19 protein-coding genes are annotated in these 23,406 nt (G+C 71.1%); 13 read left to right on the plus strand and 6 right to left on the minus strand.

The genetic code is table 11. From position 1 onward, the window contains the following. Positions 1 to 27: 27 nt before the first annotated feature. Both ISG29_RS00470 and ISG29_RS00475 read left to right on the plus strand, forming a co-directional pair. Positions 28 to 1,965 carry a CHAP domain-containing protein gene (locus ISG29_RS00470; protein ID WP_194501412.1) on the plus strand — a complete coding sequence of 646 codons (1,938 nt, stop codon included), beginning with the start codon at positions 28 to 30 and terminating at the stop codon, positions 1,963 to 1,965. A gap of 74 nt (positions 1,966 to 2,039) precedes the next feature. Beyond that, complete coding sequence (locus ISG29_RS00475; protein WP_194501413.1) at positions 2,040 to 2,639, plus strand: mycothiol-dependent nitroreductase Rv2466c family protein; 600 nt, start codon at positions 2,040 to 2,042, stop codon at positions 2,637 to 2,639. Here ISG29_RS00475 and ISG29_RS00480 read toward each other — a convergent pair. Further along, positions 2,632 to 3,927, minus strand: a complete 1,296-nt coding sequence (locus ISG29_RS00480) for a DUF2254 domain-containing protein (protein WP_194501414.1) — start codon at positions 3,925 to 3,927, stop codon at positions 2,632 to 2,634. The genes ISG29_RS00475 and ISG29_RS00480 overlap by 8 nt on opposite strands. A gap of 93 nt (positions 3,928 to 4,020) precedes the next feature. Between ISG29_RS00480 and ISG29_RS00485 the strand changes: the two genes are divergently transcribed. The 4 genes from ISG29_RS00485 (at position 4,021) to ISG29_RS00500 (ending at position 9,294) form a co-directional block, all read left to right on the plus strand. After that, entirely contained in the window at positions 4,021 to 5,265 is a 1,245-nt protein-coding gene (locus ISG29_RS00485; RefSeq protein WP_194501415.1) for an N-acetylmuramoyl-L-alanine amidase, read from the plus strand. Positions 5,266 to 5,319: 54 nt separating this feature from the next. Further along, positions 5,320 to 7,128 carry a methionine--tRNA ligase gene (gene metG, locus ISG29_RS00490; RefSeq protein ID WP_194501416.1) on the plus strand — a complete coding sequence of 603 codons (1,809 nt, stop codon included), beginning with the start codon at positions 5,320 to 5,322 and terminating at the stop codon, positions 7,126 to 7,128. A gap of 4 nt (positions 7,129 to 7,132) precedes the next feature. Continuing rightward, positions 7,133 to 7,906, plus strand: coding sequence for a DUF3626 domain-containing protein (locus ISG29_RS00495; protein WP_194501417.1), 774 nt, complete (start codon positions 7,133 to 7,135; stop codon positions 7,904 to 7,906). Positions 7,907 to 8,004: 98 nt separating this feature from the next. After that, on the plus strand, positions 8,005 to 9,294 hold the full coding sequence (locus ISG29_RS00500) for a peptidase associated/transthyretin-like domain-containing protein (protein ID WP_194501418.1): 1,290 nt from the start codon (positions 8,005 to 8,007) through the stop codon (positions 9,292 to 9,294). Between the two features lie 7 nt (positions 9,295 to 9,301). Here ISG29_RS00500 and ISG29_RS00505 read toward each other — a convergent pair whose 3' ends face one another. Together ISG29_RS00505 and ISG29_RS00510 are read right to left on the minus strand one after the other, a co-directional pair. After that, positions 9,302 to 10,474: a hypothetical protein gene (locus tag ISG29_RS00505; protein WP_194501419.1), complete on the minus strand. Its 1,173-nt coding sequence runs from the start codon at positions 10,472 to 10,474 to the stop codon at positions 9,302 to 9,304. Continuing rightward, positions 10,467 to 11,000, minus strand: a complete 534-nt coding sequence (locus ISG29_RS00510) for a SigE family RNA polymerase sigma factor (RefSeq protein WP_194501420.1) — start codon at positions 10,998 to 11,000, stop codon at positions 10,467 to 10,469. Before ISG29_RS00510 ends, ISG29_RS00505 begins: the two co-directional genes overlap by 8 nt. A 172-nt stretch (positions 11,001 to 11,172) precedes the next feature. On the opposite strand from ISG29_RS00510, the gene ISG29_RS00515 reads away from it, so the two are divergent. Together ISG29_RS00515 and ISG29_RS00520 are read left to right on the plus strand one after the other, a co-directional pair. Continuing rightward, a complete protein-coding gene (locus tag ISG29_RS00515; RefSeq protein WP_194501421.1) occupies positions 11,173 to 12,273 on the plus strand; it encodes an S-(hydroxymethyl)mycothiol dehydrogenase in 1,101 nt (366 codons plus the stop codon). After that, on the plus strand, positions 12,270 to 12,908 hold the full coding sequence (locus ISG29_RS00520) for an MBL fold metallo-hydrolase (RefSeq protein ID WP_194501422.1): 639 nt from the start codon (positions 12,270 to 12,272) through the stop codon (positions 12,906 to 12,908). Before ISG29_RS00515 ends, ISG29_RS00520 begins: the two co-directional genes overlap by 4 nt. A 45-nt stretch (positions 12,909 to 12,953) precedes the next feature. On the opposite strand, the gene ISG29_RS00525 is transcribed toward ISG29_RS00520, so the two are convergent. Next, positions 12,954 to 14,114 carry a class I SAM-dependent methyltransferase gene (locus tag ISG29_RS00525; RefSeq protein WP_194501423.1) on the minus strand — a complete coding sequence of 387 codons (1,161 nt, stop codon included), beginning with the start codon at positions 14,112 to 14,114 and terminating at the stop codon, positions 12,954 to 12,956. 75 nt (positions 14,115 to 14,189) lie between these two features. Here ISG29_RS00525 and ISG29_RS00530 point away from each other — a divergent pair, with 75 nt between their 5' ends. From ISG29_RS00530 to groL, 4 genes are all read left to right on the plus strand, one after another. Continuing rightward, entirely contained in the window at positions 14,190 to 15,209 is a 1,020-nt protein-coding gene (locus ISG29_RS00530; protein ID WP_194501424.1) for a hypothetical protein, read from the plus strand. Beyond that, on the plus strand, positions 15,206 to 16,252 hold the full coding sequence (locus ISG29_RS00535; protein ID WP_194501425.1) for a hypothetical protein: 1,047 nt from the start codon (positions 15,206 to 15,208) through the stop codon (positions 16,250 to 16,252). The genes ISG29_RS00530 and ISG29_RS00535 overlap by 4 nt, the downstream gene beginning before the upstream one ends. Positions 16,253 to 16,422: 170 nt before the next feature. Continuing rightward, a complete protein-coding gene (gene groES / locus ISG29_RS00540; protein ID WP_194501426.1) occupies positions 16,423 to 16,716 on the plus strand; it encodes a co-chaperone GroES in 294 nt (97 codons plus the stop codon). A 132-nt stretch (positions 16,717 to 16,848) separates the two neighbouring features. Further along, positions 16,849 to 18,471 (plus strand): chaperonin GroEL, encoded by a 1,623-nt coding sequence (groL, locus tag ISG29_RS00545; RefSeq protein ID WP_194501427.1) that lies wholly within the window; start codon positions 16,849 to 16,851, stop codon positions 18,469 to 18,471. A gap of 238 nt (positions 18,472 to 18,709) precedes the next feature. Here the strand turns inward: groL and ISG29_RS00550 are convergent, their stop codons facing one another. Next, on the minus strand, positions 18,710 to 20,284 hold the full coding sequence (locus ISG29_RS00550) for a hypothetical protein (RefSeq protein ID WP_194501428.1): 1,575 nt from the start codon (positions 20,282 to 20,284) through the stop codon (positions 18,710 to 18,712). 113 nt (positions 20,285 to 20,397) lie between these two features. Here ISG29_RS00550 and ISG29_RS00555 point away from each other — a divergent pair, with 113 nt between their 5' ends. After that, positions 20,398 to 21,300: a GNAT family N-acetyltransferase gene (locus ISG29_RS00555; RefSeq protein ID WP_194501429.1), complete on the plus strand. Its 903-nt coding sequence runs from the start codon at positions 20,398 to 20,400 to the stop codon at positions 21,298 to 21,300. Between the two features lie 137 nt (positions 21,301 to 21,437). Here the strand turns inward: ISG29_RS00555 and ISG29_RS00560 are convergent, their stop codons facing one another. Further along, positions 21,438 to 23,090, minus strand: a complete 1,653-nt coding sequence (locus ISG29_RS00560; RefSeq protein ID WP_194501430.1) for a 13E12 repeat family protein — start codon at positions 23,088 to 23,090, stop codon at positions 21,438 to 21,440. Positions 23,091 to 23,406: the final 316 nt, after the last annotated feature.

Below are 23,406 nucleotides of genomic sequence, written 5' to 3' on the forward strand. Positions count from 1 at the left end.
GTGACTCGAATTCGGACGATTCTCGGCGTGTCGTTCACCGCTGCAGTGGTGACGATGGGCGTACCCTTCCTCGCTCCCTCGCCGGCCCAGGCCGATCAGGTGGCTCTGTGCAACGGCTACGACGGCTGTGCGGCAGCGGGCTACGGCAACTCTGGCTATGCCCAGCACAACGGCACGATGTACTGGAACATGTACGCGGGTCACAACTGCACCAACTACGTGGCCTACCGCATGTACCAGGCCGGCATCACCTCGCGGCCACAGCCGTGGAACGGGAGTGGCAACGGCTACAACTGGGGTCACGTGCTCTCGAAGTACACCGACCAGACGCCCCAGGTCGGCGCCGTCGCCTGGTTCGACAAGTACCACGGGTACGCCGGCAGCAACGGCCACGTGGCCTACGTCGAGAAGGTCATCTCGTCCACCGAGATCCTGGTGTCCGAGGACATGTGGAACGGCACGTTCCACTGGCGACGCCTCACCAAGTCGGGTACCGGCTGGCCCTCGGGGTTCATCCACCTCGGCGACCGCTCCGCCCAGGTCGTCGAGCGGCCCAGCGTCAGCGGAACGAACGCGGTCGGCGGCACCATGACCGCGGACGTCGGCAGTTACGACCCCAAGGGCGCCGTCGCCCTGCAGTGGTACGCGGCCGGTAAGCCGATCGGTGGCGCCACCGACGCCACCTACACCCTGACCCCGGGCGAGGTGCGCAAGCGCGTGTGGGTGCAGGTCACCTCCACCGCCGACGGCTACGGGTCGGTCTCGGCCCGCTCGAACCGCTCCCGCAAGATCCAGCCCGGCACGCTCGAGACGGTCAACGCCCCGCGCGTCGAGGGCACCGCCCAGGTCGACAAGACCCTGCGCGTACGCCGGGGCTCCTACTCCCCGGTGCCGTCGGCCAGCTCCGTGCAGTGGTACGCGGACGGCACGGCCATCGACGGCGCGACCCGCAGCCGGCTCCCGGTCACGCCCGACCTGGTGGGCAAGGCGCTGACGCCGGTCGTCACCGCGACCCTCGACGGCTACCGCGACCTGCCGGCGTCCGGCCCCGCGACCGACGCGGTGCTGCCGGGGCCGATGCGGGCCAAGACCACTCCGACGTTGACCGGCAAGCCCATGTTCGGCGAGACCCTCGTGGTGCACCCCGGCAGCTACAGCCGCGACACCGCGCAGGAGACCTACACCTGGACCCGCGACGGCCAGGAGGTCACCGGGGACGCCGTCCGCGACGGCGGCCTGCGCTACAAGCTGGGCAGCGCCGACATCGGCCACACCATCAGCGTGCAGGTGTCCGGTGCCGAGCTCGGCTACGAGACCGTGACCACGGACCTCGCCGCCGACCAGGTGCGCCCGGCCCCGATGCAGGCGACGCAGCAGCCGACCCTCACCGGGACCGAGCGCTACGGCAAGCGGCTGGTCGTGCACCCGGGCAGCTACGACCGCCAGGGAGCCAAGGAGACCTACACCTGGCTGCGCGACGGCAAGCCGGTCACGGGCGACGCGGTCCGGGGCGACGGCCTGGTCTACAGGTTCGGACCAGCCGACATCGGTCACTCGGTGACCGTGCGGGTCGCCGGCGTGAAGGAGGGGTACGACACCGTCACCACCGACCTGGGTGACGACGACCTGGTCACCACCTCCTCGGAGCTCACGGCCGACGTCGTGGGCAAGGCGTTGCACCGCGGCGTGAAGAAGAAGTCGACGAAGAGGCACATCGTGCGCAAGATCGTCGTGCACGCCGCCGTCGACGCTCCGGGTGTCGCCACCCCCGACGGCCCCGTGACGGTGAAGATCGACGGTGGCGGCGAGGGCCTGGAGACCACCGGGCAGCTCGTGGACGGTGTGATCCGGCTCGGCGTCCGCGGTCTGGAGCCGGGGGAGCACCGCGTGCGCGTGCTCTACGCCGGCACCGACGCCATCGATGCCGACCGGCTGGCGCGGCGGGTGACGGTGCCGAAGCGCTGAGCGGATCAGGGAATAGCGGATCAGGGAATAGCGGACCAGGGAATAGTCGTCGGCCGGCACGGCTTGGTCCTGTCATGGACAAGGCTGACTTCTGGTTCGACCCGATCTGCCCGTTCGCCTGGATCACCTCGCGGTGGATCCTCGAGGTGAAGAAGGTGCGTGACGTCGAGGTGGAGTTTCACCAGATGTCACTGGCCTACCTCAACGAGGACAAGGACATCTCCGAGGACTACCGCGAGAAGCTCGGCGATGCCTGGGGCCCGGCCCGCGTCGTGCGCGCCGCGATCGAGCTGAAGGGCGACGAGATCGCCCTGCCGCTCTACACCGCGATGGGCACCCGCATCCACCACGACAAGCGCGGCCCCGAGCGTGACGTCATCGCCGAGGCGCTGGCCGAGCTCGACCTGCCGGCAGACCTGATGGACGCCTGGGACGACTCCTCGCGCGACGACGCCATCAAGAAGTCGCACCACGCCGGCATGGACCAGGTGGGCGACGAGGTGGGCACCCCGACGATCGCCGTCAACGGCTCGGCGTTCTTCGGCCCCGTGATGACCGCCATCCCACGCGGCGAGGACGCCGGGAGGATGTGGGACGGCGCCGTGCTGCTCGCGGCCAACCCCGATTTCTGCGAGCTCAAGCGCTCCCGCAGCCGGGATCTCGACTTCAGCTGACCGCACCGCCCCGCTCGTCGCGCGCCAGCTCGACCTGCTTGGCGCGCACCGCGTCGCGATGTGCGGGGATGGCTGCCGCCTCGAGTTCGTCGAGCATCGCGGTCAGGCGCCGCGGGATCTGGATGCTGTCGCGCCCCCAGTGCGCCACCTCGTCGACCGCCAGGTCGAGGTAGTCGCCGAAGGAGAACGGGCGGGTGACCAGCCGCAGCACACCGTCCTCGTCGTGCAGGTGCGGGCTGGTGGGGTCGACCACCGCCATGCGTCGCAGCAGGTCGTGCAGCTGGTCGATGGCCTGGACCGCGGTCGTGGGGTCGTTGACCCCCGGCGAGAGAGCGCGCTCCGCGATGTCGACGAGGCGACGCAGGCCGAACGAGACGTCCTGCCGCAAGGTGCGCTCCTGCGCCAGCTCGAGGGCACTGCACACGGAGCGGTCGACCTGGTCCCGTGCCTCGGCCTCGAGCTCCGGGGCGTGCACGAGCGCGACGGGGCTCCCCTCGACGACGAACGTGCCGAGCGGGTGCAGCACGTCGACCCGGCCCTCGTGGCGGTGCGCGACGCGCACCAGGTGGTGCACGTCGACGAGGTCGAGGTATCCGCTGTGGTCGGCGACCACGACGTGCGGGCGGATCGACGGTGCCGCGTCGTCGTCCCAGGCCTCGGACGCCGGCGAGGGTCGGGCCTCGTCCTGGGTCCGGGCCAGCAGGTCGCGGGTCTCGTTCGCGGTGCGCTGAAGCACATTGGTGACCCCGACCGCCTGCGTGATGTGGTGGATGAAGGCCAAGAACATGCCCACGGCGGCCAGCACGAGCAGGTAGGCGAGCACCAGCCCGACCTGCGGCACCGGGTCGCCGTTGCCGCCGCCGAGCGAGCGCATGAGGGTCAGGGCATAGACGAAGCTACCGGTGAAGAGCCCCAGGGTGTGCTGGGTCACCCGGTCGTCGAGGAAGCTGCGCAGCACTCGCGGCGAGTACTGGCTGCTGGCGAGCTGGAGCACGACCATCGTGTTGGAGAAGACCAGGCCGGTCACCGAGATCATGGCGCTGGCGATCGCCCCGAGGACGCTGCGCGCGCCCTCGACATCGGAGGGGAAGAGGAAGAAGAGATGGTCGGAGAGGCCTGCCGTCTCGAGTCGGGGCATCGCCAGGCCGACCACGCCCACGGCCACGCACCAGGTCACGGGGACGACCCAGAAGGGGCCGGTGACTCGATGCCACCACCGCGCCAGGGGAGAGATCGCGGGCTCGACGCCGGTGAGGGGGGTCGGCGTGCGCCGGGCTCGGGTGCTCACCGCTGGCTTATACCCCACGCAGCGGCGCCAGAGCAGCATCGACTCGCCGGAACCGGTCGACAGATGTGACTGATGTGACGCAAGATGTGCGTGATGTCTGGACAGCTTCCCCTCCCCGACCCGAACGCCGAGCGACGCACGGCCCCCGCCGTGACCCGTCGGAGCGTGCTGGCGACCGCCGGCGTCGTGCCCGTGCTGGCCGGTGGCACGGTCCTGCGCGCGGGCTCTGCCGACGCCCTCATCGCGGGGCGGCGCACCCGAGACGCCCGCCGGCTACCGGCCTCCGAGACGCCGCTGCGCGGCCTGCTGCACGCTGACGGCGACCAGCGGTGGACCACGGGCCAGTGCCGGGCCGAGACGTTCTCCGTCGCCGCGCTCACGTGGGACGGTGACACCGCCGCCGCCCTCTCGGTACGCACGCGCACCGGCCAGAAGTGGAGCGGTTGGACCACCCTGCGGCACCTCGACGACGCCCCCGACGTCGACCCCGGCACCCAGGGCGAGACCGCGGGCGAGGTGCGTTCGGGCACCGAGCCGTTGTGGGTGGGCCGCGCGCAGGCGATCGACGTGCGCGTCGAGGGCGAGAAGCCCTCGCGACTGCACCTGGTGCTCATCGACGCCGACCCGCGGGAGAGCGATCGGAACGTGCGGCCCTCGATCCCGGCCGAGAAGCCCGACGAGGCCGTGGCCGACGGCGCCGACGGTCGCACGCGTCGTCGCACCCCGCGCCCCGCCCTGCGCGACCGCAAGGACTGGGGTGCCAACGAGAAGTGGGCCGAGCACGACCCGGTCATCTGCCGGACCATCCAGCAGGTGCACATCCACCACAGCGCCAGCAGCAACGGCTACGCGAGACGCGACGTGCCGGGCATGATCCGCAGCTTCTACGCCTACCACACCCAGTCACTGGGCTGGTCCGACATCGGCTACAACTTCCTGGTCGACCGGTTCGGCCGGATCTGGGTCGGTCGCGCCGGCGGGCCGAACCGCCCGATCCGTGGGGCGCACACCCTCGGCTTCAACGACACCTCGGTCGGCATCTGCGTCATCGGCAACTACGAGCAGGTCAAACCCTCGGCGAAGGCGATCACCGCCATCGTGAAGCTGGCCTCGTGGAAGCTGCACATGTACCACCGCCGCCCTGGCGGCAGCGCCCGCGTGTGGAGCCACAGCAGCGACAAGTACCCGAAGCGGGAGTGGGTGAGGCTGCGCGTCATCGACGGGCACCGCGACACCAACGACACCGCCTGCCCGGGCATCAAGCTCTACCGCAAGCTGCCACGGATCCGGAAGCGCACGCGACGCCGCATCAAGCGGCACGGCGGCCTGGTGAAGTAGCGCTCCTGCGGAGCGGGCGCGAGGCGGGTGGCAGGCCCTCCCTAGGATCGGCCCATGAGCACCGTCCTCTCCGCAGTCGCCTGGCCCTACGCCAACGGTCCGCGCCACATCGGCCACGTGGCCGGGTTCGGCGTGCCCTCCGACGTCTTCAGCCGGTACATGCGGATGGCCGGCCACGACGTGCTCATGGTCTCCGGCTCCGACGAGCACGGCACGCCGATCCTCATCGCGGCAGACGAGGCGGGCCTGACCCCGCAGGAGCTCGCCGACCGCAACCACCGGCTCATCGCCGAGGATCTGGTCGCGCTCGGGTGCTCCTACGACCTCTACACCCGCACCACCACACGCAACCACCACGCCGTGGTGCAGGAGCTGTTCCGCGGTGTCTACGACAACGGCTACTTCGTCGAGCGCACGACGTACGGCGCCATCTCGCCGTCCACCGGTCGCACCCTGCCCGACCGCTACATCGAGGGCACCTGCCCGATCTGCAAGACCCCGGGCGCGCGCGGCGACCAGTGCGACGCGTGCGGCAACCAGCTCGACCCGGCCGACCTCATCGACCCGGTCAGCAAGATCAACGGCGAGACGCCGGAGTTCATCGAGACCCAGCACTTCTTCCTCGACCTGCCGGCGCTGGCCGAGGCGCTCGGCGCGTGGCTCGACGAACGCGAGGCGACGGGGCTCTGGCGCCCCAACGTCATCCGGTTCAGCCAGAACATCCTCAAGGAGATCCGGCCCCGCTCGATGACGCGCGACATCGACTGGGGCATCGCGGTGCCGCTGGAGGGCTGGGCCGAGAACCCCACCAAGAAGTTCTACGTGTGGTTCGACGCCGTGGTCGGCTACCTCTCGGCGTCCATCGAGTGGGCTCGGCGCACCGAGGATCCCGAGGCGTGGCGCCGCTGGTGGAACCCTGCGCCGCACGGGGAGGACGAGGCGTTGTCGTACTACTTCATGGGCAAGGACAACATCACCTTCCACAGCCAGATCTGGCCTGCGGAGCTGCTGGCCTACTCGGGCAAGGGCGCGCACGGCGGCACGCTGCACTCCTACGGCGACCTCAACCTGCCCACCGAGGTGGTCAGCTCGGAGTTCCTCACCATGGAGGGCAAGAAGTTCTCCTCCTCCAAGCGCGTCGTGATCTACGTACGCGACCTGCTGGCGCGCTACCAGCCCGACGCCTTCCGCTACTTCGTGGCCGCCGCCGGCCCCGAGGCGCAGGACGCCGACTTCACGTGGTCGGAGTTCGTGCGCCGCACCAACGACGAGCTCGTCGCCGGCTGGGGCAACCTGGTCAGCCGCACCGCCACGCTGGTGGCGAAGAACTTCGGTGAGATCCCCGCCGCCGGCGACCTCGAGCCCATCGACGAGGCCGTGCTCGCCACCTGCGAGCAGGCCTTCGCGAGGGTGGGCGACCTGCTGGGGCACCACCGCCTCAAGGCCGGCATCAACGAGGCGATGCGCGCGGTGGGTGAGGTGAACAAGTACGTCACCGACACCGCGCCGTGGACCCTCAAGGACGAGTCGCAACGCGAGCGGCTGGCCACGGTGCTGCACGTCATGACCCAGTGCGTGGCCGACCTCAACCTCGTGCTCAGCCCGTTCCTGCCGCTCTCGGCCAACGAGGTCGACCGCGCGCTGGGCGGCACCGGTGAGATCGCACCCATGCCGCGCATCGACGAGGTCGAGGATCTCGACGGTGGCGCCGGCTACCCGGTCATCACCGGTGACTACTCGGGAGCGCCGTCGTGGGGCCGACACCCCGTGGTCGTCGGCACGCCGGTGAGCAAGCCCGCGCCCGTGTTCCGCAAGCTCGACGTCGCGCTGATCGACGAGGAGCTCGAGCGGCTGGGAGGCTGAGCGCGTGCCGCCGGCTCCGGTGCCTCGGGTGCACGTGCACTTCCACCCCGAGCGGCGTTTCGGCGACACCACGGTGCTCGGCGCGATCGCGGATCGGGGCCGGTACGTGTCGCAGTTCGTCACCGGCACGTCCAACGGCGGACTGACGGCGCACCCGGGCGGCAGTCGGTGGCGATGGGAGTCGCGCCTCTTCGAGGGCCGCTACGACGACGGCGACGCGCTCGACCGCCCGGTGTACGGCGCCTGGGACCGGCTCGGCTCGCCGTGGGGGGCCGCGCCGCGGTTCGGGTCGGCCCACTTCGTGATCGGGCCCGAGGTCGGTCGCCGGAGCACGTTCTGCTTCCCCGACTCCTACCTCGAGCCGACCCACGTGGGCGGGCCCGCGCTGCTGCCCGTGCTGCGGAGCCTGGCCGACGAGGCCGCGGTCGCGCCGGGTGCGGAGCCGCTGGACGACTACGTCGAGGCGCACGTGCACGGCGGCCTGGCCGTGCCCGCCGACGTCGAGTGCGTCGTCCTCGACCCGTCGTTCCGGGGCGGTGAGGTGGAGGAGGCCGCGGGGCGCCTCGGGTGCGAGGTGCGCTGGCACCCCGGCTTCGTCGTCGACGTGTCGACGCTCGACCCCTCCTTCCGGACGCCGGAGTCGGTGGCGCTGGCTCACGAGATCGCCGATGCCCACGGGCGGCTCACGCCCGCCCTGCTGGGCGCCGCAGCCCCGCTCCACGATCCGCAGGTGGTCAAGCACGTGTGGCATCACCTGGCCGCCTTCGGACGCGGCTGACACCGGTCCCAGGGTGCGCGGGCCACGAGGATTCGTGGTCCAGACCACATTTCCTTTACCCTGACGTGCCGTGTCATGGGGGCCGGTCATGGTCGTTCTTGGAGTCTCTTGTGGTCGCTCGCCGGCTTCTGTCCCTGCTCGCCTTCAGCGCAGGTTCCGCGCTCTGTCTCACGGCGCTCACGGGCCCCTCGGTGGCCGCCGACGTCACCGGTCAGTTGCGGGTCGCGATCACCGTCGACGGCGAGCCGTCGGATGCGCTGCTCGAGCTCTTCGCGGTGGATCCCGAGGCCACGCCGCTGCCTGAGCAGTTGTGGTACGACACCGACTCCGCCGGGATGCGCAGTATCACGCTCGAGCCCGGCCGGTACTGGCTCAAGGCCTCCGCATTCGAACAAGCGTCCCAGTGGGCCGGCCAGACCCCCGACCGAGCCTCCTCTCAGGTACTCACCGTGACCGAGGGCGGTGCGACCGACGTCGCCGTCGACCTCGCCGACGGGTCGACGATCAGCGGCACGGTGGCCGACCGGAGCGCGGCGCGCACCTTCGTCGACGTCTGGGTGCCCGACGCCAGCTACCCGGCGGGCCGCCAGCGCGTCGGCGTGGGAGCGGTGGTGGCCGACGACGGCAGCTTCGAGGTCTACGACGTGCCCACGGCGTCCGTGTTGGTGCACACGTGGTCCGCCGACGGTCGCGAGAGCTGGTACGGCGGCCCGGACGCCGCGAGCGCCGAGCCGGTCGACGTCTCGGCCCCGCAGCCCGTCGACGGCATCGTGCTCGACGGCACCGGGCTCTCCGGCGCGATCGAGGGCACGCTCACGACGACACGCGGGCTGCCCGTCGGTCACGGATACGTGCAGGTGCTGACCGAGGTCGACCGCGGGAGGTGGCGATCCACGACCGGGTACCAGTCGGCGACCGCCGACGAGCAGGGCCACTTCCGCCTGCCGCTCCCCGAGGGCACCTACCGGCTGCTCGTGCAGGCGCACGACCGGGTCGCCCCGGAGTGGTACGCCGACGCCGACAGCGTCCTCGCGGCGCGTGACCTCGTCGTCGCGCCTGGCCACAACGCAGCGGTCGACGCCGCGCTCACCCCGCGCCGCATCCAGACGCTGCGCGACCCGGTGGTGTCCGGCTTTCGACGCACCGTGCGCGTGGGCGACCGTCTCAACGTGGGCAACGCCTTCCTGGCCGACGACACCGCCCGCTACACCTGTCGCTGGTTCCGTGACGACCGGCTGATCCGGCGCGACACCGAGCGGTGCGTCTACACCGCGCAGCCGGCCGACCGCGGCCACCGGCTGTCGGCGAAGCTGCGCGTCACCCACCGCTTCTTCCGGTCGATCCGGGCCGAGACGGCGCCCACCCCGGTGGTGCGCCGCCGACGCTGACGGGCGGCTAGCGGGTCTCCAGCAGGAACGGGAAAGACTCGCTCACCGGTCCGTCGAGCACCTCGGTGCTGCCGTCGAGGTCGTGTCGCACGACGGTGGTGGGCGCGCCCTCCGAGGCGGTGTCGACGGTGAGCCACGAGGTCGACGTCGACCAGGCCTGACCGGTGAACCCGCCGTCGATCGTGTCGAGCACGCCTCCGTCGAGGTCGAGCAGGTACTCGGTGAAGAACCCGAACCCGTCGGTGGTGGGAGGCGTGGCCAGAAGCCGGCTGCCGTCGGGGGAGAAGGTCAGGTTGCCCTGCTCGCACGTGCGCCACTCCAACCGGTTGCGCTCGAGGTCGAGCAGGCCCCAGCAGAGCTTCTCCTCGTTACCCGGAAGCAGCCCCGTGGCCAGCCGGCCGTCGGGCGAGACGTCGGTGACCTGGCTGAGCCACTCGCCGTGCCAGCCGGAAGCGCCGTCAGCCGTGACGAGGTAGGGGGTCATGGTGAACTCGAACGGTTCGTTGACCACCACGCCGCACTCATCGGGGCAGCCCACCACCTCCACCGGCTTGCTGCCGTCGGGCACCTCGCCCCAGTCCTCGGGGCGCTCATCGCCCCGGTTGAGGACGACGACGTGATGCTTGCTGTCCAGCCAGGCGACGGCCAGCTCGTCGTCGGAGCCGGCGAGTCCCATGTTCGAGTCCATCGCCTGCCGCATCACGACCGTGCCGGTGTCGTCGATCAGCACCGCTTCGGCGCTCCTGCCCTGGTCGTCGCTCACCTGGAGCAGCCAGCGGTCGTCGCCGGCCGCGGCGAACGACAACAGCTGGCCGTCGACCTGGGGTCTGAGTGTCGAGCCGTCATCGGTGTGGATCACGGGCGGCCCGGTCAGGTCGGCCCAGGCCAGAGGGCCGCGGGGCTGCGGGTTCGCGGTGTCGATCGCCGACGGCGTGTGGCTGGGGCCGGCGGGGTCGACGGAGTCGGCGCGCAGGTCGCCTCGCACCAGCATCGCCGTCGGCACGACGAGCGCCACGACGGCCAGCGCCGCGGCCGTCGTGGCGCCGGCGACGCGCCGTCGGTGGATGGTGCGCGCACGGCCGCGCACGACGTCGAGTCCGAAGCGAGTGTGCGCGACGTCGTCCGCACGCTCGCGCAGCAGCAGGTGGAGTGTCTCCTGCAGGGGGTCGTGCTCAGGCATGGCCGCCTCCTCGGGGGTGTAGATGGGCCGGCGCGCGCTCGCGCAACGTCGCCATCGCCCGTGAGGCCTGGGACTTCACCGTCCCGACACTGATCCCGAGTGCGTCAGCTGTCTCGGCCTCGGAGAGCTGTTCGTAGTAGCGCAGGACGATCACCGCGCGAGCTCGTCGCGGCAGCGACTGCACCAGCGCCCAGAGCTCGTCATCCGTGCCGTCGTCATACCGGTCGTGGTGGGGCGAACCCTCGGGCACGTCGTCGGTGGCGCGCTCCTTGCGGTGCCAGGCGCGCCGCCACAGCGATGTCGCCTCGTTGGCGATGATCCGACGCAGGTAGGCGTCGACCGCGTGCTTGTCGTGCACCTTGTCCCACGCCAGGTACAGCTTCGCGAGGGCCGTCTGGAGCACGTCCTCGGCCTGGTGCTGGTCGCCGCAGATGAGGTAGGCGGTGCGCAGCATCGCACCTTGACGCGCCGCGAGGTAGTCGGTGAACTCGACGTCGCGCGCGCTGGCGTCCACGACTGGTGTCATCGCTCCTCCTCCCACGCGGGGTGTGGTGGCCTCTCAGTGCTCCAGACGCAGCCGGGGGCGTAGAGGTTGCATCGACATCACGGCGTGGGCAGGGGGTGGCCGGAGGTGACTGCTTGGGCTTGGGTAGAACTGCTACGTCCGGCATCACCCACCGAGGAAGAGGAAGCCGCCCATGCAGAAGGTCAAGGCCGTCGTCGCGAAGTCGAAGGGCGCGCCCGTCGAGGTCGTCACCATCCATGTGCCCGACCCGGGTCCGGGTGAGGCCGTGGTCGCGGTGCAGGCCTGCGGGGTCTGCCACACCGACCTGCACTACCGCGAGGGCGGCATCAACGACGAGTTCCCGTTCCTGCTCGGCCATGAGGCCGCGGGCGTGGTCGAGGCCGTCGGCGAGGGCGTCACCGAGGTCGCGCCCGGCGACTTCGTGGTGCTCAACTGGCGCGCGGTGTGCGGTGAGTGCCGTGCCTGCAAGCGCGGCGACCTCCAGTACTGCTTCGCCACCCACAACGCCACGCAGAAGATGACGCTGGAGGACGGCACGGAGCTCTCGCCCGCACTGGGCATCGGCGCGTTCGCCGAGAAGACGCTCGTCGCCGCCGGTCAGTGCACCAAGGTCGACGCCGATGCGCGGCCGGCCGCGGTGGGCCTGCTGGGCTGTGGCGTCATGGCCGGTCTGGGCGCGGCGATCAACACCGGCGGCGCGACGCGCGGCCGCTCGGTCGCCGTCATCGGCTGCGGCGGTGTGGGTGTGGCCGCCATCGCCGGTGCGGCCCTCGCCGGCTCGAGCCCGATCATCGCGGTCGACATCGACCCGAAGAAGCTCGAGCAGGCCAAGGCGATGGGTGCCACCCACACGGTGGACTCCTCGAAGGCCGACCCCGAGATCGAGATCGCCAAGATCTGCTCGGCCGTCTACGAGGGTGCCATGGGTGCCGACATCGTCGTCGAGGCGGTCGGCCGCCCCGAGACCTGGAAGCAGGCGTTCTACTCCCGCGACCTCGCCGGCACCGTGGTGCTCGTCGGAGTGCCGACGCCCGACATGGTGGTGCCCGACCTGCCGCTCATCGACGTGTTCGGCCGCGGCGGGTCGCTGAAGTCGAGCTGGTACGGCGACTGCCTGCCCGACCGTGACTTCCCGATGCTCGTCGACCTCTACCGGCAGGGCCGGCTCGACCTCGACGCGTTCGTGAGCGAGGAGATCGGGATCGACGACATCGAGGCCGCGTTCGAGAAGATGCACCACGGCGAGGTGCTGCGCTCGGTGGTGGTCTTGTGAGTGCGCGGGTCGACCACGCCGTCGTCTCGGGCACCTTCTCCCTCGACGGGGAGACCTTCGAGGTCGACAACAACATCTGGGTCGTCGGCGACGACAACGAGTGCGTGGTGATCGACGCTCCGCACGATGTCGACGCGATCATGGAGGTCGTCGGCACCCGGGCGGTGCGCGCGATCCTGCTCACCCACGCCCACGACGACCACTGCCGCGTGGCTCCTGCCCTGCGCCAGCGCACCACCGCGCCGATCATGCTGCACCCCGACGAGCGCCCGCTGTGGTCCCTGACCCACCTCACCGACGGCGCCGACGGCCCCGAGGGCGAGTTGTGGGACGTCGACCTCGGTGACGGCTTCGAGGTGCAGGTCGGCGGCGTCACGCTCACGGCGCTGCACACCCCCGGGCATGCCCCGGGCGCCGTGTGCTTCTACGCCCCGGCGCTGGGTTGCCTCTTCAGCGGCGACACGCTGTTCAACGGCGGTCCGGGAGCCACCGGTCGCTCCTACAGCGACCGCCCCACGCTGGAGGGAGCGATCAAGGAGAAGCTGTTCGGGCTGCCCGACGACACCGTCGTGCACACCGGCCACGGCGACGACACCACCATCGGTGCGGAGAAGGCGGCGTCGGCCGACTGGTGACCCGGCCCGTCGAGGCCACGTGACGACTCGGTGAGGATGCGGGGGTCAGAACGGCTCGACGAGCAGGGCCGTGCCCTGTCCGGCGACGCGCGTCAGCACCAGCGTGGCCTCGGCGTCACCGCTCAGCGCCAGCCTCTTGCGCAGTTGCTCGGGTACCACGTCGACCCCACGCTTCTTGATGGTGAGTCGGCCGATGCCCCGCTCGCGCAACGCTGCGCGCAGCTGCTTCTCCCGGTAGGGCAGTTGCTCGCGCACCCGATAGCCGCGTGCGAAGGGGGTGCGGAACGCGGCGTCGGAGGTGACGTAGGCGATGTGCTGGTCGAGCAGTCCGCCGTCGACCCCGGCGGCCACGGCGGTGACCAGCCCCGCCCGGATGACGGCGCCGTCGGGTTCGTAGAGGAACGCGCCGGTCGCGCGCACCGGGGCGCCGGGGTCGTCGTCCTCGGTGAGGGTCGCGAGTCCGCCGTCGCCGATCACGGTGGCGCGGCGCGCGGTGGTGGCCAAACCGCCCGACCACAGCGCGGCCTCCTTCACCTCGCCGTGGTCGCTGACCCACTCCGCCTCGACATCGGCAGGTACCAGGTCGTGCGGGATGCCGGGGGCGACCTTCACGCAGGCGTCGCGGCGCAGCAGCGACTCGACGAACGACCAGGGCGGGGTCCAGTCGTCGACGTCGAAGCTGCGACCGCGCGCCGAACGACGGGCGGGGTCGGCGAAGGTGACGGCGAAGGGGGAGTGGTCGACCTCAGTCGCGTCGGCCACGCTCACCGCGCCCGGCAGGCCGAGGGCGTCGAGGTTGGCGCGAGCGACCGCCACCCGCACGGGGTCGAGGTCGACGCCGGCGCACACGAGGCCGGCCTCGGCGGCGGCGATGAGGTCGCCGCCGATGCTGCACCCCAGGTCGACCAGGCTCGCTGCCTCGTAGGCCGCCAGTCGCGCGGCCCGATGCCGGGCCACGCTCGGCCGGGTGGCCTGCTCGAGCCCGTCGGGGGTGAAGTAGAGGCGCGCGGCGAGATCGCCGAACTTCGGGGCGGCTCGACGGCGCAGGGTGGCCTGGGTCAGCGCTGCGGCTGCCTGCTCTGGTGTCGCGCGACGCCGCAGCGCGGTCTGGGCGGCCAGCGGGTCGGCGTCCGCGACCTCCTCGGCCTCGCGCAGCAAGCCTTGACCGTCGTCGGTGAGCAGCCAGGCGAAGGCGTCGAGATCCATGGGTCGATCCTGCCTGGTGGCGGCCTGCTGAGGTGCCGGGGTGTCGGATCGGTGCGAGGTGGGCAGAACCAGCGCATGAAGCGTCGAGCTGTGCCTCTTGCCGCGGCCGTTGCCGTCGTGGCGCTCGTGGTGGCCGTCGGTGTGGGGTGGCGCGCCTCGCGCAGGCCCGGTGGTCCGCGGACCGTGGCCGGCGAGGTGACCGCGCCGACCTCGCTCGACGACACCCCGGGCACTGCCAGCACCTTCCAGGTGCCCGAGGCGATCTGGACCGTCGAGGTGAGCGACCCGTTCGATGAGTTCGAGGGCCGCAACGCAGACGACGACTTCCCGCTGGCGACCCACGCGCCCGACGGCCTCGACTACGTGGTCGTGCGGGCACAGAAGACGCCGGTGCTCGGGGATGCGTCGATCATGAAGGCGGACGACGACGCCGTCACCCTCTCGCTCCTGGTCGACGGTGAGCCCAGCACGCTGCGCTCACCGGGTGACGTGGCGCCGATGACCTGGTACGTGACGGTGCCGACGGGTGCGCCGCTCGGTCTCTCGCTCGACTTCGACGGTCGCGATCAGGTCGTCGAGGCCGCGCTGCGACCCAGCGACGTCCAGAACGCGCCGGCTCTGCTGGCCGAGCCGACCCTGCACAACGGCACGAACTGCCCGGACTCCTGGCACGACGGCGCGCTCGACTCGTCGGCCGTCTGCACCGTTCTCGCGACGCGGGTTCCCTACCGCGAGGAGTTGGGCTGGAGCAAGGACGGCCAGGACTGGGTCATCGTCGAGTCGTCCTGGGAGTCCGCCGACACCGCCTACTGGGACGGCGAGGGCGGCCGGTCGGTGAGCTACGACGCCACCGTCGGTGACCTCACCGGCCGGCTGGGGGGCGTCGACCTCGACGATCCGGGGGTGCTCGACAGCGACACCTCGGAACACCCGGTCGACCAGGTGCTGGCCTTCGCCGTACCGGACGACGCACGTGGCCGACTCGTGCTGCGGCGCTCCGTCGACGCCCGGGCCCGCTCCGTGGCGCGTGCTCGTGCACTCGGTGCTCCGACCGCGTGGCGGGGTCAGCAGACCGTCTCGATGGTGCTCTCGTGAACGCCCGGCGGACCAGGCGGGCCCTGGCTGGGGCTGTGCTCCTGGTGGTGCCCATGACGGCCGCCTCGTGCAGCAACCCCCTCGACCAGCCCGACCGTCAGGTGTCGGCGGGAGAGGTGGTGCCCGCTCTGGGCAACCCCGATGGCCAGTTGATCAGTGTGGAGACCCCGGCCGGTCGTCTCGACTTCCTGGTGGGTACCGCGCGACCCGATGAGACGCCCTACTCCAGTGACGACTCCCCGGGGTCGCCTGAGTCGCTGGGCGCCAGCGACGGCAACACGCTCGTTGGAGTGAGCTACTCCCTGGCCATCGGCACGGGGTGGGCCGCCATGCTCGATGCCGACCGCCCCGTCACGCCCGTGGTGCAGCTCGTCGTCGACCCGGGTCAGGAGTCCGAGCACGCCTACGACCTCTCCGACATCGTCATCGACGAGGCCGACTCCGCGGGCTACCCGACGACGCTCGGTGTCTCCGGTTCGGCCTGGGTCGCGGTACCCGGTGACGGCAGCGACCTGGCGATCGCGGTCGACTACGACGGCCTGCGCCAGGTCAAGGAGGTCGACGACCTCGACCAGTCCGAAGGCGCGGCGGCCATGCTCTACTCCCGACGCAGCGAGCTGGGCACCAGCTACATCGACTGCGGTGCCCCGGCGACCCGGGGTCAGGTGCTCGACGACCTCAACGGCCAGTGCCTGGTGCAGGTCAGCAAGACGCCCTACGTGCCCGGTCTGGGCTGGGTGTCGAGCCGTGATCGAGCCTGGCTGGTCGTGGAGTCGACCGTGCGGCCCGACGAGCCGACCGCCGATGGCGGTCGCGTCCGGGTCGGGTGCTCGGGCACGGGTGAGATGGGTCCGGTGACCTATCGCTTCGAGGGTGCGAAGCCCGAGGACGTCGAGCAGGTGGGCCCGGACACCGAGACGCATGGCCGCGACCGCGTGGTCTGGGAGACCGACTCGTTGGCACGTGGCGAGCTCACGCTGCGTGCCGACTTCGCGCGCGACGCGTGCGTGGTGCCGTTGACCTGGTCGCTCCAGGTCTACTGAGGCCCCGACTCTGGCACTCCACTCAGGTGAGTGCTAGTTTCTGGATTGGCACTCTCCCGGTGAGTGTGCCAGCTCGCCTGCTCCCGGAGCGACCCCCGCGACGGCGCCCCGGCCACCCGCAGGCAACCAGACGTGAACCACTCAATCTGAGAAAGTGGAGGTCGACGTACATGTCGGTCAACATCAAGCCCCTCGAGGACCGGATCGTCGTCAAGCCGCTCGACGCCGAGCAGACCACCGCCTCCGGCCTGGTCATCCCGGACACCGCCAAGGAGAAGCCCCAGGAGGGCGAGGTCCTCTCGATCGGTCCCGGCCGCATCGACGACAACGGCAACCGCGTCCCGCTCGACGTCGCCATCGGCGACAAGGTCATCTACAGCAAGTACGGCGGCACCGAGGTCAAGTACGCCGGCGAGGAGTACCTGATCCTCTCCGCCCGCGACGTCCTCGCCGTCGTCTCCTGACGCACCTGGCATCCCGGCTGGCGGCGTTGCCGCTGCTCGACGACCGCTCAGCCTTCTAGGTCGCCTTCGCAGCGGCGCCTTGCCAGCCGGGCGCCAGGCACGTCAGGACTTTTGTCTTTTCAAAGGAGAGAGATGCCCAAGATCCTGGAATTCGACGAGAACGCCCGCCGCGCCCTCGAGCGCGGCGTCGACGCCCTCGCCAACACCGTCAAGGTGACCCTCGGCCCCAAGGGCCGCTATGTGGTGCTCGACAAGCAGTGGGGCGCCCCGACCATCACCAACGACGGTGTGACCGTCGCCCGTGAGGTCGAGCTCGACGACCCGTTCGAGAACCTCGGTGCGCAGCTCACCAAGGAGGTCGCCACCAAGACCAACGACGTCGCCGGCGACGGCACCACCACCGCCACCGTGCTGGCCCAGGCGATGGTCCACGAGGGCCTGCGCGCCGTGGCCGCCGGTGCCAACCCGATGGGTCTCAAGCGGGGCATGGACGCAGCCACCGAGGCCGTCGGCAACGCCCTGCGCGACGCCGCCCGCGACGTCGACTCGGTCGAGGACATGGCCTCGGTCGCCACGATCTCGAGCCGCGACCCGCACATCGGCGACCTGCTCAGCCAGGCCTTCGACAAGGTCGGCAAGGACGGCGTCATCACCGTCGAGGAAGCCTCGACCATGGGCACCGACCTCGAGTTCACCGAGGGCATGCAGTTCGACAAGGGCTACCTGAGCCAGTACTTCGTCACCGACGCCGAGCGCATGGAAGCCGTGCTCGACGACTGCTACATCCTGCTGCACCAGGGCAAGATCAGCTCGGTGCAGGAGCTGCTGCCGGTGCTCGAGAAGGTCATGGCGTCGGGCAAGCCGCTGTTCATCCTCGCCGAGGACGTCGAGGGCGAGGCGCTCTCGACCCTGGTGGTCAACAAGATCCGCGGCACCTTCAACGCCGTCGCGGTGAAGAGCCCCGCCTTCGGCGACCGTCGCAAGGCGATGATGCAGGACATCGCGACGCTGACCGGCGGCCAGGTCGTCGCCCCCGAGGTCGGCCTCAAGCTCGACCAGGTCGGGCTCGAGGTGCTGGGCCAGGCGCGCCGCGTGGTCGTCACCAAGGACAACACCACGATCGTCGACGGAGCCGGTGACTCGGCGGCCGTCGAGGGCCGCGTCAACCAGATCAAGGCGGAGATCGAGAACTCCGACTCCGACTGGGACCGCGAGAAGCTCCAGGAGCGCCTGGCCAAGCTGGCCGGCGGCGTCTGCGTCATCAAGGTCGGCGCCGCCACCGAGGTGGAGCTGAAGGAGAAGAAGCACCGGATCGAGGACGCCGTCTCCGCGACGCGTGCCGCGATCGAGGAGGGCATCGTGCCCGGCGGTGGTTCGGCTCTCATCCACGCTGTCTCCGTCCTCGAGGACGGTCTCGGCCTCTCCGGCGACGAGGCGGTGGGCGTGAGGATCGTGCGGCGCGCCGCCGACGAGCCGCTGCGCTGGATCGCCGAGAACGGTGGCGAGAACGGCTACGTCATCACCACCAAGGTGCGCGAGATGGGCGTCGGCAACGGGTACAACGCCGCCACCGGCGAGTACGGCGACCTGGTCGCCCAGGGCGTGCTCGACCCGGTCAAGGTCACCCGCTCCGCGCTGGTCAACGCCACCTCGATCGCGGGCATGCTGCTCACGACCGAGACCCTGGTCGTCGACAAGCCCGAGGAAGAGGACGACGCTCCCGCGGCCGGCCACGGCCACGGGCACGGTCACTGATCCACGGCTCCTCCGACGGCCCGTCCACCGCGAGGTGGGCGGGCCGTCGCGTTTCCCGCGAGGGGTCGCGAAATGTCCCGCGAGGGGTCGCGAAATGTCCCGCGAGGGGTCGCGAAATGTCCCGCGAGGGGTCGCGAAATGTCGCGCGAGGGGTCGCGAAATGTCGCGCGAGGGGTCGCGAAATGTCGCGCGAGGGGTCGCGAGGGGTCGCGAAATGTCGCGTGAGGGGTCGATGCCCTCAGCTGCCGAGGTCGGCGTTCCCGCTGCACACGGGGTCGATCTCTGGTCGGTCCAGCCCCCGAACGACCCACACGGGGTGGCCGTCGCAGGCGGTGCCGCGCGGCTCGTAATAGCGCGCCAGCACCGCCTCGAGTCGCGTGCCGATGGCTGGATCCCAGGAGCTGAGCGGGATCCAGCCGACGAACCAGGTCGGACGCCGCGACGACGAGAGCAGGCCGATCAACTGGTCGCGGTCGGGGTCGAGCACCCGCATGGGCAGCGTCCAGAGATAGGGGTAGGGCGAGGGGAGCCCGGACATCTGCTGGATCTCGGCGTGGCCCCCGTAGACCACCAGGGTGTCGCCGGGTTGGGAGGCGTCTCGCAGCGCGTTCGCCGTGTCCGACTCGGGAAAGGGCTGGATGCCCGCGAGCTGGAGGCCGGCCCACCCCGCGAGTGAGACCAGGGACGACACCACGCCGAGCCCCACCATCGTGCGCATCGCCCTCCCACGCTTCGACGGACGACGCCGTGCGAGCAGCGCGCAGGCCAGCACGGCGGAGGGGAGCAGGGCGAAGAGGTAGTCGCGCCAGTAGCTGCCCGAGAGCACCAGGCCGGTCGTGTCGACCGCGAGCATGGCCGCGACCGCGGCGGTCAACGGCGGGTCGTCGCGCCACTCGTCGGGTGCGTGCACGACGAAGCCGCCGACGACGAGCACGAGCCCCGAGGCGAGTGCGACGCCCGCCAGCACGGCCGCCCGCTCGAGCGGCGCGGTCGACGACGAGTCGGCCAGCACCTGCGAGGCGTCGCCGCGGAACCCGACCGCGGCGTACCAGAGCGCGTGCAGGTCGACGCCGTTCACGAGGGCCCAGCCCCACGTCACCGCCACGGGGACGGCCGCGCCGACGATCAGACCGGTCGTCAGGCCGGAGGCCCGGGGGAGCGTGAGTCGCCGGGTCGCGAACGCGACGAGGACGAGCACGCCGGCGAACACGAGCCCGCCGGCCAGGTTCTGCTTGAAGCCGACCGCGAGTGACCCGCACAGCCCTGAGGCGAGCGCCAGCGCCACGCCTCGTTGCCAGGACGCCGTCCGGAGGGCGTGCACGGCCAGCAGCGCCCCGCCGAGCACCAGGGGGATGCCCAGCACTTCGCCCTTGACCCCGACGACATCGATGGCGGGTGTCGTGAGGGTCGCGGCGGCGAGCAGGGCCGCCCACCCGCCGGCGCGTCGTCCGGCCTGCTCGTCACTCACCACCAGGCGACCGCCGTGGGCGGCGAGCAGCACCACCACCGCGCACGCGACCGCCCCGACGACTCGCACGAACAGCGGCCCGCCGATCAGGTCGGTCAGGCCGAAGAAGGCGATCACCTGGGGTGGTCGGTCGACGAAATACGGACCGTAGACCGAATGCACCAGCGTGCTGCCGAGCGGGTCGCCCGGCTGCCAGTTCTTCGCCACGAGGAGGAACCCGGCTTCGTCGGAGCGGATCGGCTGGAGCAGCCCGAGCAGGCGCACGAGCAGGGTGAGGGCGGCCATGACGACGACGGCGCGCGGACGCTCGACCCAGGCGACGACCCGCCGCAGAGAGCCCTGCATGCCGTCAGCCTCTCAGAACCCTTCTGCAGCTCACCTGACCGACCCGAGGCCCGGCAATGTCCAGGTAACGACGCGGTAACGAAGCGAGCGCGAACGGGGGCACAATGAGCCCTATGAGCATGCTGTGGAGGGTTCGCGCCAGTCTCCCAGACCGCCCCGGTGGCCTCGCTGCGCTAGCGCAACGCTGCGCCGAGGCGGGGGTCGACATCCGGGGCCTCCAGATCTTTCCCGACACCGACGCCGTCACCGACGAACTGGTGCTGGAGACGCCCTCGGCATGGGCTGAGCCCGACCTCGACGCGCTGGTCGCGGGGGCGGGCTGGACGTTCCTCACCGCGCGGGAGTGCACAGCCGCCGCGCTCACCGATCAGCCGACCCGCTACGTCGAGGCGGCGCGTTCGATCCTCGCCCGGCCGGCGAGCTTCCCGGAGGTGGTCGCCGCGCTCTTCGACGCCGAGCCCGGCGAGGGCGACGCCTCAGGGCACGACCTGATCGAGATGACAGTCGGCGACGTGGGCGTGCAGGTGCGTCGCGCCGCGCCGTTCACCGACATCGAGCGGTCCCGCGGAGCGGCGATGGCGCGCCTGGTCGACGACGTCATGCGGCGCAGCCGTGAGTCCGTCGCCCTCGGCGGTGGTCACGGCTCGGGCGGCAGGATGGGCCAAGGCGCCGAGCCGGACTTCGTCATCGCCGGGCTCACGGTCGCGGCCATGGTCGACGACGTGCTCGTCGGTCAGGCGGCGGTGCTCGCCCCCGAGGACGACGATCCCGAGGTGCGACCGGTCAGCCTCCAGGTCGACCCGGGCTGGCGGCGTCGGGGCATCGGCACCCGGTTGCTCAGTGACATCGTGCGGCTCGCGCACGCCGAGGGGGTGCAGGAGATCGTGCTGAGCGCGAGCTCGGACAACCAGGCCGTCATGCCGATGGTGCTCGGCGCGGGATTGCGGGGTCGTATCCGCGTCGCCGGCGGTCAGCTGACCGTGCGCATCGCGCTGCGTCAGATGTCGTGGCGCTGATCCTGCCCGACCATGGTCGAGATCCGGCCGTCCGTTGCGTGGCCCGCACTCAGGCTGCGCCGATGTCCTGCTGATCGGGCCCTGCTGACCGGGCCCTGCTGATCGGGCCCTGCTGACGCCGCATGCCGGTGGGCGCGTCAGGTGAGGTGTTCGGTGCCGTCGGGGTCGACGAGGAAGTGGCGCCCGTGGGGGCTGGTCCAGAGGTAGAGCCCGGGGCGGATGCGGCGGTAGCGCCAGCGTTTCTCGGATCGGCCTGGTTGGTGGCTGGGGCTGGGGTGGGTCTTGGCGCGGTGGTGGGTGCGGCACAGCGGGGCGAGGGTGTCGGTGCTGGTCTGGCCGGGTGGCCCGCCTTCTGATGGTGGGACGTATTCGTCGATGTGGTCGAGGTCGGCGCGCATCGCTGTCCTGGTGCAGAAGGGGAAGGTGCAGGTCTGGCGCTGCTCGGTGACTCGGTAGGCGATGCGGTCGGGGATCTCGTAGGCGTCCACGCTGATGGTCTCGGCCAGATCGACGACCGGCTTCACGATGACTTTCGTGTCGGGGTTGCCGGCCCAGGTGGCGACCTGGGCGGCGGTCACCGTGGCGCGGTGTGCACCGGTGGCGGTGGACACGCGGGCGAGGTGGAGGCCCAGGGCGCCGGTGGCGGGGTCGATGCTCGGTGTGCCGGTGCCAGTGATGGCCTCGCTGGAGAGGTGCACGTGGAGGACGAGTTGGCGGGCGGGCACGCTTGCGGGGACCGTGGTGGGGAGCGTGGTGGGTGGGGGTGGTTTCGACACGCCTTCGCCTTCGGCATCCGGCGGCTCAACCACCGGCAGGGCCGGTGGTTGAGCCGTGAGGCCGTCCACCACCGGTGAGCCTGGTGGTTGAGCCGTGAGGCCGTCCACCACCGGTGAGCCTGGTGGTTGAGCCGTGAGGCCGTTCACGGCCGAGCGCGTCGAAACCACACCAGCGCTCACCTGACCACCGAGGTCGAGCATGGTCTGGTTCCGGGCGAGCTGCCCCAGGGCGGCGGCACGTCGTTCGCCGAGGTCCAGCGGTGAGCCGAGCGCGGACTGCTCGGCGGCGAGGTGGCGGAGGGCGTGGTCGAGGTCTTCGGCATCGGCACGGTCCAGGAGCCCGTCGAGCCGCACGAGACCGTCGAACGCGCAGATGGCACCCTGGGTAGTCGATCGGCCGGACTGGTCGAGCTCGATCGTCACGTGCCGCGACGCGTGGGCGTCGGCGAGATCGGCCTCAGCGGTTTCGGGTTCGTAGCGGGCGATCGCGTCGGCGACGAGCCCGTCCAGGGCCCGCAGGCCGGTCTTGTGCGCGATGGGGGTGATCATCCGGTCCACGAACCCCGCAGCCTCAGGCCCGAGGCGCATGGTCTCTTCGGCGATGCGGCGTACCCGCCACGGCGGCACGCGCCCGGAGGTCATGGCCTCCCACAGCAGTGGGAGGCGGAACCGGGTCTCCATCACCGCACCCACGAACGCCCGACCCGACGCATCCGAGCGACCCAGGGCGGTGGCGAGCTCGATGATCGCGAACTCCGCCACCAACGGCGTCCCCGGGCCACCGGCGCCCACGAGGCGGTCGCCGCCCTCGACCTCATAGGCGGCCAGCAACTCATCGGTCACGACGCCCAGCGGGCCACCGGCGACACAGTCCGGCACGTGGCCCTCGGCGTGGGCGGCACACCACTCCGCGGCCGCCTCCCACAGACGGGCCTCGGCGGACTGGGCTTCGCGCTGCGCCGACACCGCACATGCCAGCAGTCCTGCGGGCTGGGGTGCGGGCGCCGGGGTCATGACCCGATTCTAGTCGAACACCTGTTCTATCTGAAGGTCTGGCGGGGAACTGTGGAGGAGATGTTGCCTTGACCGTTGCGGGGTTTCGACGCGCTCGTCGCTGACGCTCCTCACGGCTCAACCACCGGTGCGTCAGCGCCGCGCGGGGTTTCGACGCGCTCGGCCGTGGACGGCCTCACGGCTCAACCACCGGACGACGCGCTCGTGGCTGGTGCTTCTCACGGCTCGACCACCGGTGCGTCAGCGTTGTGTGGGGTTTCGACGCGCTCGGCCGTGGACGGCCTCACGGCTCAACCACCGGACGACGGGCTCGTGG

It is taken from the genome of Nocardioides acrostichi (assembly GCF_015319165.1).
Lineage (GTDB): Bacteria > Actinomycetota > Actinomycetes > Propionibacteriales > Nocardioidaceae > Nocardioides > Nocardioides acrostichi.